Below are 13,221 nucleotides of genomic sequence, written 5' to 3' on the forward strand. Positions count from 1 at the left end.
TTATCAGAGTGCCTAGACGCCCGACTTGTGACCGGGCGTTCCGCCGTGCTGCGCCAGCCAGGCGAAGAACTCGCCGTACCAGAGCCGGCTGTTGCGGGGCTTCAGGATCCAGTGGTTCTCGTCCGGGAACCACACCAGCCGCGCTGGTACGCCCAGCGACTTCAGCGTGTTGTAGTAGGCCAGGCCTTGCGCGTCCGGCACGCGGTAGTCCAGCGCGCCGTGGATGACGAGCGTGGGTGTCTTGAAACGGGCGGCCGATGCGTGAGGGCTTTGAGCCGCGACGCGAGCGGGGTCTTCCCAGTACGCGGCGCCCAGTTCCTTGCGATGCCAGTTGTAGGCGTCGTCGGCATACATGCCCTGCCAGTCGTAGCAGCCCGCGTGGCAGACATACGCCTGGTAGCGGCCGGGCTTCACATGGCCATTCATCCACGCCACCATGTAGCCGCCGTAGCTGCCGCCGGTGGCGACGATGCGCTTCTTGTCGACCCACGGCTTTTTCAGCAGCCAGTCGGTGCCGGCCTCCACGTCCTGCAGTTCGTACTCGGCCCAGTGGCCGGTGATGCAGTCCAGGAACTCATGGCCGAAGCTGGAGGAGCCGTGGTAGTTCACGCAGGCCACCACGTAGCCCTGGGCCGCGAAGGCCTGATGGTTCCAGCGCCAGTGCCAGCTGTCACCGAAGGCGGTGTGCGGCCCGCCGTGGATGACGTGCATGACCGGCCATTTCTTCTTCGGATCGAAATCGGGCGGGTAGATCAGCCACATCTGCACGTCGTCGCCGCGCGCGCCGGTGAGGGTCACGTCCTCGTGACGGCCGAAGCGCTGCGCGGCCAGGCGGGCGTCGTTCAGCGCCTCAATGCGGCGTGCCCCGCCTTCACCGTCGAGCACCGAGAGTTGCGGCGGGAAGGCCACGCCGTCGTGGTTGATGACCGTGAAGCCGGCTGCCTGCGCGAAGCTGCCGACGTGTCCGCCTTCGAACAGCGGCTCGACGCGCCGGTCACCCAGGGCGAACTGCCACAAGTGGCGCCGGCCACGGTCTTCGGCGGCGAACAGCACGTGCTGGTCGTCGGCGGCCCAGCGCAACGGTGCGGCCACTTCGCGATCCCAGTCGCCACTGAACACGGCCCAGCGGCCCTGTTGGTCCAGCACGGCGAGTTGGTCGGGCTGGTTGTGTCCCAGCGCCTGGTGACTTGCCACGAAGGCGAGGTGGGCGCCGGCGTGGCTGTAGCGCGGCGCAGCGAAGTGCCAGTCGCTGTGCTGGAGCAGCGTCAGGCCCTGGCGCGAACGCACGTCGATCTCTGCCAGCGCGAAGCGGTCGCCCAGCTGCTTCTGCGCCGCAGGATTGAAGGCGAAGGCGATGCGCTTGCCGTCCGGCGCGATGTCGAAGGTGTTGGCATCGGGCTCGGAGCGGCTCAGCTCCCAGGCGCTGCCCTCGAACAGGTCGCGCACCTTGCCGCTGCCCACGTCCATCACGTGCAGGTGCGGCACGCGGCCCATGGGCAGGTTGTGGTCCCAGTAGCGGAACAGCGCCTCGTCGGTGACGTAGGCGGTCTCCTTGCGCGCCTTGAAGGCCTGCAACGCATCGGCCTGCGCGGCAGCCTTCAGGTCGGGCCAGACCCAGGAGACGAAGGCGATGCGCTGGCCGTCGGGGAACCACTTGAACGCTTCGACGCCCGTGGGCACGTTGCCGACCCGGCGCGCCTCGCCGCCGTCCGGCGCGATGACGTAGAGCTGCGGTTCGTCGTCCTTGTGCCCGCCCTGTTCACGCTTGGCGGTAAAGGCGATCAGGTCGCCGCGCGGGCTCCACTGCGGGCTACCGTCCTTGTCGCCGGCCTCGGTCAGCCGGCGCGGCTCGCCGCCCAGTGTGGAGAACAGCCACAGGCTGGCCTGCGCCTTGTTCGTCTCCATCGAATACCGCGTGACGGCGGCCACGGCCTGCGCGCCATCGGGGCTGAGGCTGGGCTCGCCGATGCGGTCGAGTGCCCACAGGGCCTCAACCGTGAAGCCTGCGTCGAAGTTCTTGTGCTTGCTCATTGCGGTGTGGAGGATCTCGGTCGGCTGAGTTGCCAGTTCAGATGCGCCTTGACCTCGGGCCATTCGCCCGCGGTCAAGCTGTACATGACGGTGTCACGCACCGTGCCATCGCGGCGCAGCGCGTGATGCCGGATCACGCCGTCGCGCCTGGCGCCCAGCCGCTCGATGGCGCGTTGCGACGCGTGGTTGAAGTTGTCGGTGCGCCAGCCGACGACCTGCGCACCCAGCGTCTCAAACGCGTGCGTCAGCAGCAGCAGCTTGGCTGTGGTGTTGACGGCGCTACGTTGCACACGCCGGGCGTACCAGGTGTAGCCGATCTCGACGCGATCGATGGCGGGCACGATGTCGTGATAGCTGGTGGAACCCAGCACCTCGCCGCTCGCGGCATCCAGCACCGCGAAGGGCAGGCGGTGACCGGCGGCTTGGGCCGCCAGCGCGGTCTCCACGTAGCCCGGCGTCTCGTCTAACGTCGGCACGCTGGTGAAGCGCAGGTTCCACAGCGCGCCATCCGCCGCAGCGGCTTGCAGGCCTGGCACGTGAGCCAGCGCCAGCGGCACCAGGCGCACGGGCCCGGCGGCCAGCGTGACCGGGCCGACGGGCTTCACTGCGGGTCTCTCAGCATCAGGCGTCGCGCCGCCCAGCGGCCCACGCCGCAGCCGACGACGATGAGCACCAGCGCGCCCATCTGCGCTGTGTCCCATTCCTTGCTGTTGATGAAGTCGACGCCGAGCATGCGGCCCAGCCCCCAGCCCGCCAACGCGCCCAGGACGAAGCCGACGGCATCGGCCAGCCCCTCGCGCACCGCGCGGTTCAAGTCAGGTTGTGTCATCAGCGGTTGTTTCTTTGCATGAAGACCAGCTTCTCGAAGAGCGTCAGGTCTTGCTCGTTCTTCAGCAACGCCCCCACCAGCGGCGGAATGCTGACCTTGTCATCCCGGGCCTGCAGCGCGTCCACCGGCACATCCTCGGCCACCAGCAGCTTCAGCCAGTCAATCAGTTCCGACGTGCTGGGCTTCTTCTTCAGGCCGGGCAGGTTGCGCACGTCGTAGAAGTTCTTCAGCGCCGCGGCGAGCAGGTCCTTCTTGAGCGTCGGGAAGTGCACGTCGACGATCTTCTTCATCGTCTCGGCGTCGGGGAACTTGATGTAGTGGAAGAAGCAGCGGCGCAGGAAGGCGTCCGGCAGCTCCTTCTCGTTGTTGGAGGTGATGAACACCAGCGGCCGGTGCTTGGCCTTCACGAGCTGGCGCGTCTCGTAGACGTAGAACTCCATGCGGTCGATTTCGCGCAGCAGGTCGTTCGGGAACTCGATGTCGGCCTTGTCGATCTCGTCGATCAGCAGCACGACCGGCCGGTCGGCCTCGAACGCCTGCCACAGCACGCCCTTGACGATGTAGTTCTCGATGTTGCGCACGCGCTCGCTGCCTTCGATGCCGGCGAGCTGCGAGTCGCGCAGCCGGCTGACGGCGTCGTACTCGTACAGGCCCTGCTGCGCCTTGGTCGTGCTCTTGATGTGCCACTGCAGCAGCGGCATTCCCAAAGCGCTGGCGACCTCCTCGGCCAGCATGGTCTTGCCGGTCCCCGGCTCGCCCTTGATCAGCAGCGGTCGCTGCAGCGTGGCGGCGGCGTTGACCGCCAGCATCAGATCGGCGGTGGCGACGTACTGGTCGGAACCTTGGAATTTCATGGGGAAAACCGGGGTTGGGAGGGTTTCGGATCAGTATAGGAGGCCTCCTATAATCGCCGCCGCTCAAGAACACGAACCCCTGGGGACCATGAAAAAACTGCTGCAGATCTCGTTCGCCCTGGCCGCTGCCGTTGGCATGTCTGGTGCCCTGGCCCAGGACGTGAAGGCGGGTGAGAAGAAGATTGCCATGTGCATCGGTTGCCATGGCATCGTGGGCTACCAGGCCAGCTTCCCCGAGATCCACAAGGTGCCGATGATCGCGGGGCAAAACGCGAAGTACATCGTCGCGGCGCTGCAGGGCTACGCGAAGGGCGACCGCAAGCACCCGACCATGCGCGGCATCGCCGCCTCGCTGAGCGAGCAGGACATGGCCGACCTCGGCGCGTTCTACGAGCAGCAGGCCAAGCTGCCGGTCGCGCCCGAGACGGTGCCCGCAGCACCGGCCAACGTGGCCGAGTTGTTGCAAAAGGGCGCCTGCATCTCCTGCCACGGCGCCAATTTCAACAAGCCCATCGACCCCAGCTACCCCAAGCTGGCAGGCCAGCATGCCGACTATCTGACCGTGGCGCTGAAGTCCTACAAGACCGAGCGCAACGCCAGCGTCGGTCGCGCCAATGGCGTGATGGCGGGCCAGGTGAAGCAGTTCAGCAATGCGGAGCTGAAGGCCATGGCGGCCTACATCAGCACGCTGCCGACCGAACTCGCCACCGTGCCGCAGAAGAAGCTGCGCTGAGCGCTTTACGCTTCCGCACCAGCCGCCTCTTTCAGGCGGCTTTTTTATGTGCGGCGCGAAAGCGTGCAGGCTGCACGGTGACAGCGGGAGAGCGGCGGTGATACTGGGCGTTACATGAAACAAGCCGCATGCTGAAGAAGATCCCTGCCTCGGAGGTGAGGTTGGGCATGTACATCCAGTCGCTGGAGGGAAGCTGGCTTTCCCACCCGTTCTGGAAGACGAAGTTCGTCCTGACGGAGGCCGCCGATCTGGCGGCGCTGAAGAGCAGCGGGGTGCCGGCGGTCTGGATCGACGATGCCAAGGGTGACGATGTCGCGCCGCCGCCTTCGGCCCCGGACGCCCCCGCAGAAGCCGCCGAACCCGCAGAGCCCGCAGAGCCCGCGCCAGCGGTCGCCCCGGAGCCGGTGGTGGCCGCGCCGTCGCCGCCCGCTGCGCCGCCGGCCCGGGTCAGCATGGAAGACGAGGTCGACCGCGCCGCGCAGGTGCTGGGTCGGGCCAAGGTCGCCGTGGTCGCGCTGTTCGGCGAGGCGCGGCTGGGCAAGGCCATCGACTCCGAGGTCTGCCTGCCCATCGTGGACGAGGTCACCTCGTCGCTGGCGCGCAACCCGTCGGCCTTCGTCAGTCTGGCCCGGCTGAAGACGAAGGACGACTACACCTACATGCACTCCATCGCCGTCTGCGGCCTGATGGTGGCGCTGGGCCGGCAGATGGGCCTGGGCGACAACGAGGTACGCGAGGCCGGGCTGGCAGGCCTGCTGCACGACGTCGGCAAGATGCAGATGCCGCTGGCCGTGCTGAACAAGCCCGGTGCGCTGACGGACGCGGAGTTCGACATCATGCGCAGCCACCCGATGCGCGGCTGGGAGCTGCTGAAGGACGGCGCCAAGGTGCCCGCCGCGGCGCTGGACGTCTGCCTGCACCACCACGAGAAGATGGACGGCACCGGCTATCCCCACAAGCTGGCTGGCGACCAGATCAGCCTGATGGCGCGCATGGGCGCAGTCTGTGACGTCTACGACGCGATCACGTCCACGCGGCCGTACAAGGCCGCCTGGGACCCGGCGGGGTCGCTGCAGCGCATGGCGCAGTGGAAGGGCCAGTTCGACCCGGTCGTGTTCCAGGCGTTCGTGAAGAGCGTGGGCATCTACCCGACCGGCACGCTGGTGCGGCTGCATTCCGGCCGGCTCGGCGTGGTGGTCGACCAGAACCCTGCGTCGCTGGTGGCGCCGCGGGTCAAGGTGTTCTTCTCGACCAAGTCGGGCATGCCCATTCCGCTGCAGGTCATCGACCTCGGCGCACAGCATGCCAGCGACCGCATCGTGGGCCGAGAGCCCGCGGAGAACTGGGGCTTCAAGAACCTAGACGACCTCTGGAACCCCAAGAAGTAGAGGGTGCTCCAGCCCTCCTAAACTGGCCCCTGATCAGGCAGTTGGGAGTTGACGATGAAGCGATGGATGGGCGTGGCCCTGTTGTTGTGGGCCTGCGGCGTGTCCGCGCAGACGCTGCGCTGGGCCAGCCAGGGCGATCCGCAGACGATGGACCCGCATTCGCAGAACGAGAGCCTGACCAACATGGTCAACGGCCAGGTCTACGAGCGGCTCACCAACCGGGATGCCAAGCTGGCGCTGGTGCCGGGTCTGGCGGCGTCGTGGTCGCAGACCGGCCCGCTGACCTGGCGCTTCAAGCTGCGTCCCGGCGTCAGGTTCCATGACGGCACGCCGCTGACGGCGGACGACGTCGTCTTCTCCATCCAGCGTGCCCAGGCGCCGACGTCGCTGATCGCGGTGTACGCCAACGCCGTCGGAACGCCCCGGCGCGTGGACGACCTGACAGTGGATTTCCAGCTCACCGTCTTCAACCCCATCTTCCTGCAGCACATCGACCAGCTGTGGATCATGAGCCGCAAGTGGAGCGAGGCGCACCGCGTCACCAAGCCGCTCGACTTCAAGAACAAGGAAGAGGCCTTCACGTCGCTGAACGCCAATGGCACCGGCCCCTACATGCTGGCCAGCCGCCAACCGGGCATCCGGACCGTGCTCAAGCGCAACCCGAACTGGTGGGGCAAGTTCCAGGGCAATGTGCAGGAGGTGATCTACACGCCGGTGGCCACCGACGCGACACGACTGGCGGCGCTGGTGTCCGGCGAGATCGACTTCGTGCTGGACCCCGCGCCGCGCGACGTCGCGCGGCTGCGCCACACGGCCGGCGTCAAGGTCATCGAGGGGCCTGAAAACCGTCTCGTGTTCATCGGCATGGACCAGTCGCGCGACCAGCTGCTGTACGGCAAGGTGCCCGGTGACAAGAACCCATTCAAGGATGTGCGTGTGCGCCGCGCGCTCTACCAGGCCATCGACGTCGAGGCGCTGAAGGCCAAGCTGATGAGCGGCCTGTCGGTGCCCACCGGCTCGCTGACGCCGTCTGGCAACGCGTCGTTCGACGACGCGGCGCTGCAGACCCGGCTGCCCTACGACCTGGCCGCGGCGCGCAAGCTGCTGGCCGATGCAGGGTTCGCGAACGGCTTTGAGGTCACGCTGGACTGCCCCAACAACCGCTACATCAACGACGAGGAAATCTGCACCGCGCTGGCCGCCATGTGGGCGCAACTGAAGGTCAAGGTGCGCGTCAACGCGATGCCGCGCGCGCTGTATTTCCCGAAGCTGGAGAAGTACGACACCAGCCTGTACCTGTACGGCTGGGGCGGCTCGGTGACGGATGCCGAGGCCATCCTGACGCCGCTGTGGCGCAACCGCGGGGCGAAGGGCGTGGGCCTGTACAACTTCGGCGGCTACCGCAACGACAAGGCGGACGCGCTGGCCGCTCAGTCCAGCGTCGAGCCCGATGCGGCCAAGCGCGAACAGCAGATCCGCGGCGCGCTCGCCGCGCTGCGCGAGCAGGTCAACGTGATCCCGCTGCACCGCCAGGTCGTACCCTGGGCTGCACGCCAGAACGTGACCGTCGTGCACCGTCCGGACAACTGGCTGGAAGTGGCCTGGGTGCAGATCAGCCGCTGATTTCGGCCGTTATACGGCCTTCCGGCGCCGCGCGCGCGGCGGCACACTGGGTGTGGACCCGCTCTGCCGCCGCCGCCATGTCGTACCGCCTCATCGCCTTTTCGCTGATCTTCCTGCTCAACGCCTGCGGCGGGGGCGGTGGTGGCGGCTCCGACACGCCCGCGCTGGACGCGCCGCCCGTGCTGCGCGGCGTGGCCGCCACGGGCGCACCGCTGGTGCACGCGCAGGTCAGCGTCGTGGACGGGCAGGGCCGGGCCGTGGGCACTGCCACCACCCACCCGACGGACGGTAGCTACACACTCACGCTGTCGCGCCAGGACCCGGCGGCGCCGCTGTTCATCCAGGCGCGCGGGCTGGACGCGGCCGGCAGCATGCAGGTGCTGCACTCGGCGGTGCCCACCATCGGCGCCACCATGGTGGGCCATGTCACGCCATTGACGAACGCCGTCGTCGCGCTGGCGCTGGGCACCGAGCCGGCACCGGTGTTCGCGGCCGCATCGACCAGCGCCAGCCAGCTGGCGCAGATGGGGGGCGCCACCACCGCCGCGGCTGACTTCCTGAAGACGCTGGTCGCCAACCAGGTCAGCGCGCTGAAGTTCACCGACCCCAAGACGCTGGACCTGATGGCCGACGCGGGCTTTGCCGCCAACAAGGGCGCGCACGACCTGCTCATCGAGAGCGTACGCGTCGACCTCGCGCGGTCCAGCCGCAACGTGCCGCTGGTGCAGATCGGCAACAAGTTCCTCGCCGTGCCGACGGCCGAGGTCGTCGTGGAGCTGCCCGCGGCTCAAACCGAACTGCTGAAATCCAGCGGTGCGACGCCGGCCAACGCGATCACTTCCACGCTGAAGGTCGCCACCAGCGCCAGCACGCTACTGACCAACCTGTCCGGCCTGGACGACCTGGGTGCGGCGCTGAACCAGCTCATCGCCCAGGGGCGCGACACGACCACCATCGCCGCCCATGCGCTGCTGAACGTCTACGACCGGCACGATGGCCGCGCGAAGGCCGACCTGGCGACCCTGCTGTCCGCCTATTCCACGGCCAATCGGCAGTTCGGCCGCTTCCAGCTGCTGGGCTGCGCCGACGATGCACCGGCGGCCGGCAACTGCAACCGGGTGCTGGTGGGCGCGCTCATCAGCGACTCCACGGGCGCCGTCATCGAGCTGTTCAGCGACGCAGTCAGCTTCAACCGCGCGGCCGCGACGACCAACAAATGGAACCTGATCGGCAACGGCAAGCGCCTGGCCTTTGCCGTGCATCCGCTGGGTTTCGCGGCCCGCAACGCCAACGGCACGGCCGACACTGCCGTGTCGCCCAACCCCGGCATCGGCCTGCAGGTCGAACTGCAGGGCCAGGCGCCGGACGCGGTGGCGAGCAACCCGCCGACGCAGCTGCTGACGTCTGCCACCGTGCAATTGCCCGGCGGCTTCAGCATCCCGTTCGCCTATTGCGAGCAATTGCTGATGTGCATCACGCCCACGCCCGGGGCCACCAGCGCTGTGGCTGCCGGCGGCGTGACTGACCAGGCCTTGCAGCGCACGGCGGTCGGCTGGATCGGCAGTGCCGACAGCCTGCGCGCGGCCAAGTTTGTGGCCAGCTACACCGTGGGCGGTACGGCCGAGACGCGCACGACCTACCTGCGAGCGGACGTGCCCGGCGAGCCCGCTGCGACTCGATTCCCAGCGCTGGACGGCGTCAGCGCGACCGCCGTGCTGAGCGCGGCCGACCTGCAGTCAGGCACGCGGGTCATCAACTGGGCGAGCTGGGCGGCGGCCAACCCGGACCAGCGCCTCATCGGCATCCGGCGCGTCTTCACGCCCGCCGACGGTGGCACGCCCGCCGTCCTGGATACCGCGGTGCCGCTGCCGCCGCGCACCACCGCCACGCTGGCCACCGCCTTCGTGCCCGTCGGCACGGTGACGTCGGAGCTGTGGCTGCAGACGTCGGACGCGCAAGGCCGGCGCCTGCACACGCGCTACACCGGGCAGCCCTGAAACGACAAAGGCGCCTTCGAGAACTCGAAAGGCGCCTGCGGCTGGAAAGAGAAGGGTGACGAGCCTTACCCCCGGCACTGGTTGCAACGCTTAGGGCTGCTTGGTTCCCCACCTGACCCGGTTGGGCGCGCTTCCATGCGGGGAGGCCCGTCACGGCGCATTCTAAGCGAGACCGAGGAAGCTCCGACTGAAGGAAAGATCCATCGCCAGCGCCAGCAGTGCCAGCGCGGTCAGATAGCCCAGCAGATGCAGCTTCGCCTGCGTCATGGCCCAGTGGCCGCAGACCGCGTAGCCAACCAGCGCGAGCAGCTTGATGCCCAGCCACCCGTTGCGAATCGGGTGGTAGCCGAGGACGCCCCACAGGCTCAGCCCGCTGACCACCAGGCAGGAGTTCACGCCGAAGACCAGCACCAGCAACCGCGTGTCCTTGGCCAGTTCTTGCACGCGCGGCGATCCGAACTGGAACATCGCGCCGCGGACGAAGAACAGACTCGCGCTGCACCAGGCCAGCAGCACGTGCCACTGGACCATGCCGGTGTAGAACCACGTCATGGAGCCCCTCGTCCAAGGACTGCCTTGGCTGGTCCCCCGAGGAGACGGCGATGCATGCGGCCTTGGGCCGCCTGCACATCGCCCTGGCGGGCCGGCTTGGGAGCGGCCCGGCGCTCGGCCCGCAGGGACTGCGAGCCAGGCATTTCAGCGCAAGGAGAGGTCGTCTTCGCTGAAGCGGATGTCCAGCGGCTCGATCAGCAGCTGCTTCTCGCCCGCTTCGACCGTGCCCGCCACCCAGGCCTCGATGCCGCAGTCGCGTGCAATCTGTGCCGTGCGCTCGGCGTCCTCGGCCTTGACGAAGATCGCGAAGCCGGCGCCCATGTTCAGCGTCGAATAGGCCTCGCGGTCGTCCTGGCCGGCTTGCTTCTGGATGAAAGCCAGCACCGCGGTCTTTGGCGGCACGGTGTGGATGCGGTAGGTCAGGCTGCTCGGGTGGCGCAGCAGCTTGCGCCAGCCGTGGCCGGTGATGTTGGCGCAGTAGTGCGGCGCAATGCCCGCCTTCCAGAGGGCTTCGGTCACGGGCGAGTACAGGGCCGTCGGTGCCAGCAGGGCTTCGCCGTAGGTCACCCCCGGTTCGATCTCGGTCAGGTAGCCTTGGGGCAGGCGCTCGGCCAGCTTGCGGGCCAGCGACAGGCCGTTGGCGTGGATGCCGCTGGAGGCCAGCAGCACGATGGCGTCACCGGCGCCGAGCTTGTCGCCGACGGACAGGCGTTCCTTGGGGTTGATGAGGCCGGTGCAGGACGCGGCCAGGTCGATGCGGCCGTCCTCCACGATGCCGGCCAGCGCCGGCGTCTCGCCGCCGCCCCAGGCCACCTGGCAGGTGTCGCAGGCGGCCTTCCAGCCGGCCACCAGCGCCTGCGAGCGCTGCGCGTCGCCGAACCAGTCGCTGCCGCCGGCCGCCCAGTAGGCCTGCACGACCAGCGGCGTCGCGCCGACGGTGATCAGGTCGTTGACCGCCATCGCGATGGTGTCCTGCGCGATGCCGGCGAAGAAGCTCTTGCCAGTCAGCTTCGCCATCTCGTCGGCCACCAGCGTCTTGGTGCCCAGGCATTCGACGATGGAGGCGATGTAGAACGGGCCCACATCCACGACATAGGCCGACTCGCCGCGCGACGCCTTGACCTCGCTGAAGCCGTGGCCGGCCAGATGGGATGCGGTGGCCGCAGCGGCGCGCTGGGCGGTGATCTTGAGCGGATCGATCAGGTCGTAGTTGACGCCGGCCTGATCGTAGGTGAGGGGAGCTTGCGAGGTCATGCGCCAGATTATCCCCGCTGGCCCCGCCCATAGAATTCGTGCCCATGAGCTATCAGGTCCTGGCCCGCAAATACCGCCCGCAGAGTTTCGAGCAGCTCGTCGGGCAGGAGCACGTCGTGCAGGCGCTGGCCAATGCGCTGACGCAGGGCCGCCTGCACCACGCCTACCTGTTCACGGGTACACGCGGCGTCGGCAAGACGACGGTGTCCCGCATCCTGGCCAAGAGCCTCAATTGCGTAGGCCCGGATGGCACGGGTGGCATCACGGCGCAGCCCTGCGGCGTGTGCAATGCCTGCCGGGACATCGACGCCGGCCGCTTCGTCGACTACGTGGAGCTGGACGCGGCCTCCAACCGCGGCGTCGAGGAGATCTCGCAGCTGCTGGACCAGGCGGTCTACAAGCCCGTCGTCGGCCGTTTCAAGGTCTACATGATCGACGAAGTGCACATGCTGTCGAACACCGCGTTCAACGCGATGCTGAAGACGCTGGAAGAGCCGCCGGACTACCTGAAGTTCGTGCTGGCCACGACCGACCCGCAGAAGGTGCCCGTCACCGTGTTGTCGCGCTGCCTGCAGTTCAACCTGCGGCCGATGGCGGCGGCAGACGTGCAGAGCCACCTCACCAACGTGCTGGGCGCCGAGAGCGTGCCGGCCGAGCCCGGCGCGCTGCGACTGTTGTCGCGGGCGGCGCGCGGCTCCATGCGCGATGCGCTGTCGCTGACCGACCAGGCCATCGCTTTCGGTGCGGGTTCGCTGTCCGAGGCCGGCGTGCGCCAGATGCTGGGCAGCGTGGACCGCGGCCATGTGGTGGCCATCGTCGATGCCCTGGTTGCGGCCAGCGGCGAGGCCGTCGTGGCGCAGGCCGATGCGCTGCGCGGCGCCGGGCTGTCGGCCGCCGGCACGCTGGAAGACCTGGCGACGCTGTTCCAGCAAATGGCGTTGGCACAGGCCGCGCCGACGGCGCTGGACGACGCCGACAACGAAACTGCCGAGATCCGCCGCCTGGCCGCCGCGCTGCCGGCCGACGAGATCCAACTGATGTACAGCATGGCACTGCACGGCCGGGCCGAGCTGCACCTGGCGCCGGACGAGTACGCGGGCCTGCTGATGGTCTTGCTGCGCATGCTGGCCTTCCGCCCCGCGGGCACGGTCCCGAAGGCCGTGAAGGCCGCCGCGCTGGCGCGCCCACCGGCGGTGGCCAAGGCCGTCGTGGCGGTGCCGCTGCCCCGGATGGCGCCCGCGCCTGCACCTGTGCCTGCACCCTCGGCGGCTCCCGTGGCGGCCATGCCTGCCGCTGCGCCGATGGTGGCGAAGCCCGTCGTGACCGCACCCGCGCCCGTTGCCGCATCCAAGGTTGCCGAGCCCGCCGCGCCGAACTTCGGCGCGCGCCTGCGTCCGCGCCCCGTCGAGCCCGCGGCGGAGTTGGAGGATGCGGACTTCGGCGACGGGCCGCCGCCCGACGACGCCCCGCCGCCGTGGATGGAGGCTGACGACATGCCCACCGCAACGTCTGCCGCGCCAGACGCCCGCGAGCCGCAGGCCCCCCGCCGCATCGAGCTGCGCGAGACGCCTGAAGGCGCGCTGTGGGCAGAGCGTATCGCCGCGCTGAACATCGTCGGCATGACGGGCGAACTCGCCCGCCAGGCCCAGGCGCTGAGCTGCACGACCATCGACGGCCGCGAAGTCTGGACGTTGCGCGTGGAGCGCGAGTCGCTGCGCGCGCCGGCGCTGGTGGCCAAGTTGGAGGCCGCGCTGGACGCCAAGCTGGACGTGCAGGTGGGCGTGGCCGAAGACTCCATCTCGCTGCGCACCGTGGCGCGCGCCGAGGCCCATCAGCGTGCAGCCGAAGACCTCGCCGCGTCTCACCCGATGACGCGCACGCTGCTGTCCCAATTCCCTTCAGCGCGCATCCTGCCGGGTTCCGTGCAGCCGCTGACTCCCTCACTCTGACAAGGACAAGA

11 protein-coding genes and 1 other RNA gene are annotated in these 13,221 nt (G+C 68.6%); 5 read left to right on the forward strand and 7 right to left on the reverse strand.

Annotated elements, in window-relative coordinates:
- Positions 1-12 precede the first annotated feature (12 nt).
- Genes ACG02S_RS13420 through ACG02S_RS13435 form a run of 4 tightly spaced genes read right to left on the reverse strand, consistent with a single transcriptional unit; the run spans position 13 to position 3,714 of the window.
- Entirely contained in the window at positions 13-2,031 is a 2,019-nt protein-coding gene (locus ACG02S_RS13420) for a S9 family peptidase (RefSeq protein WP_394470960.1), read from the reverse strand.
- Positions 2,028-2,636, reverse strand: a complete 609-nt coding sequence (locus ACG02S_RS13425; RefSeq protein WP_394470961.1) for a GNAT family N-acetyltransferase — start codon at positions 2,634-2,636, stop codon at positions 2,028-2,030. Before ACG02S_RS13425 ends, ACG02S_RS13420 begins: the two co-directional genes overlap by 4 nt.
- Positions 2,633-2,860 (reverse strand): hypothetical protein, encoded by a 228-nt coding sequence (locus tag ACG02S_RS13430; protein ID WP_394470962.1) that lies wholly within the window; start codon positions 2,858-2,860, stop codon positions 2,633-2,635. The genes ACG02S_RS13425 and ACG02S_RS13430 overlap by 4 nt, the downstream gene beginning before the upstream one ends.
- The gene (locus ACG02S_RS13435; protein WP_394470963.1) at positions 2,860-3,714 is read right to left on the reverse strand and encodes an AAA family ATPase; all 855 of its coding nucleotides are present in this window, start codon (positions 3,712-3,714) and stop codon (positions 2,860-2,862) included. Before ACG02S_RS13435 ends, ACG02S_RS13430 begins: the two co-directional genes overlap by 1 nt.
- 88 nt (positions 3,715-3,802) lie before the next feature.
- Here ACG02S_RS13435 and ACG02S_RS13440 point away from each other — a divergent pair, with 88 nt between their 5' ends.
- From ACG02S_RS13440 to ACG02S_RS13455, 4 genes are all read left to right on the forward strand, one after another.
- Positions 3,803-4,447 (forward strand): c-type cytochrome, encoded by a 645-nt coding sequence (locus ACG02S_RS13440; RefSeq protein ID WP_394470964.1) that lies wholly within the window; start codon positions 3,803-3,805, stop codon positions 4,445-4,447.
- A gap of 128 nt (positions 4,448-4,575) precedes the next feature.
- Complete coding sequence (locus ACG02S_RS13445) at positions 4,576-5,835, forward strand: cyclic di-GMP phosphodiesterase (RefSeq protein WP_394470965.1); 1,260 nt, start codon at positions 4,576-4,578, stop codon at positions 5,833-5,835.
- A gap of 54 nt (positions 5,836-5,889) precedes the next feature.
- Positions 5,890-7,458 carry an ABC transporter substrate-binding protein gene (locus ACG02S_RS13450; protein ID WP_394470966.1) on the forward strand — a complete coding sequence of 523 codons (1,569 nt, stop codon included), beginning with the start codon at positions 5,890-5,892 and terminating at the stop codon, positions 7,456-7,458.
- Positions 7,459-7,535: 77 nt separating this feature from the next.
- Positions 7,536-9,455 (forward strand): hypothetical protein, encoded by a 1,920-nt coding sequence (locus ACG02S_RS13455; protein WP_394470967.1) that lies wholly within the window; start codon positions 7,536-7,538, stop codon positions 9,453-9,455.
- 54 nt (positions 9,456-9,509) lie between these two features.
- On the opposite strand, the gene ffs is transcribed toward ACG02S_RS13455, so the two are convergent.
- From ffs to ACG02S_RS13470, 3 genes are all read right to left on the reverse strand, one after another.
- Positions 9,510-9,607, reverse strand: an RNA gene (gene ffs, locus ACG02S_RS13460) — signal recognition particle sRNA small type.
- 10 nt (positions 9,608-9,617) lie between these two features.
- The gene (locus ACG02S_RS13465; RefSeq protein ID WP_394470968.1) at positions 9,618-10,007 is read right to left on the reverse strand and encodes a SirB2 family protein; all 390 of its coding nucleotides are present in this window, start codon (positions 10,005-10,007) and stop codon (positions 9,618-9,620) included.
- Positions 10,008-10,151: 144 nt separating this feature from the next.
- A complete protein-coding gene (locus ACG02S_RS13470) occupies positions 10,152-11,261 on the reverse strand; it encodes an AIR synthase-related protein (RefSeq protein WP_394470969.1) in 1,110 nt (369 codons plus the stop codon).
- A 44-nt stretch (positions 11,262-11,305) separates the two neighbouring features.
- On the opposite strand from ACG02S_RS13470, the gene dnaX reads away from it, so the two are divergent.
- Positions 11,306-13,210: a DNA polymerase III subunit gamma/tau gene (dnaX, locus tag ACG02S_RS13475; protein ID WP_394470970.1), complete on the forward strand. Its 1,905-nt coding sequence runs from the start codon at positions 11,306-11,308 to the stop codon at positions 13,208-13,210.
- Positions 13,211-13,221: the final 11 nt, after the last annotated feature.

This window comes from Pelomonas dachongensis, from assembly GCF_043555865.1.
GTDB lineage: Bacteria > Pseudomonadota > Gammaproteobacteria > Burkholderiales > Burkholderiaceae_C > Pelomonas > Pelomonas dachongensis.

Coding starts and splice junctions, on each gene's coding strand:
- ACG02S_RS13470 (WP_394470969.1), bottom strand. CDS start 11,261: ATGACCTCGCAAGCTCCCCTCACCTACGATCAGGCCGGCGTCAACTAC.
- dnaX (WP_394470970.1), top strand. CDS start 11,306: ATGAGCTATCAGGTCCTGGCCCGCAAATACCGCCCGCAGAGTTTCGAG.
- ACG02S_RS13455 (WP_394470967.1), top strand. CDS start 7,536: ATGTCGTACCGCCTCATCGCCTTTTCGCTGATCTTCCTGCTCAACGCC.
- ACG02S_RS13445 (WP_394470965.1), top strand. CDS start 4,576: ATGCTGAAGAAGATCCCTGCCTCGGAGGTGAGGTTGGGCATGTACATC.
- ACG02S_RS13420 (WP_394470960.1), bottom strand. CDS start 2,031: ATGAGCAAGCACAAGAACTTCGACGCAGGCTTCACGGTTGAGGCCCTG.
- ACG02S_RS13465 (WP_394470968.1), bottom strand. CDS start 10,007: ATGACGTGGTTCTACACCGGCATGGTCCAGTGGCACGTGCTGCTGGCC.
- ACG02S_RS13450 (WP_394470966.1), top strand. CDS start 5,890: ATGAAGCGATGGATGGGCGTGGCCCTGTTGTTGTGGGCCTGCGGCGTG.
- ACG02S_RS13435 (WP_394470963.1), bottom strand. CDS start 3,714: ATGAAATTCCAAGGTTCCGACCAGTACGTCGCCACCGCCGATCTGATG.
- ACG02S_RS13440 (WP_394470964.1), top strand. CDS start 3,803: ATGAAAAAACTGCTGCAGATCTCGTTCGCCCTGGCCGCTGCCGTTGGC.
- ACG02S_RS13430 (WP_394470962.1), bottom strand. CDS start 2,860: ATGACACAACCTGACTTGAACCGCGCGGTGCGCGAGGGGCTGGCCGAT.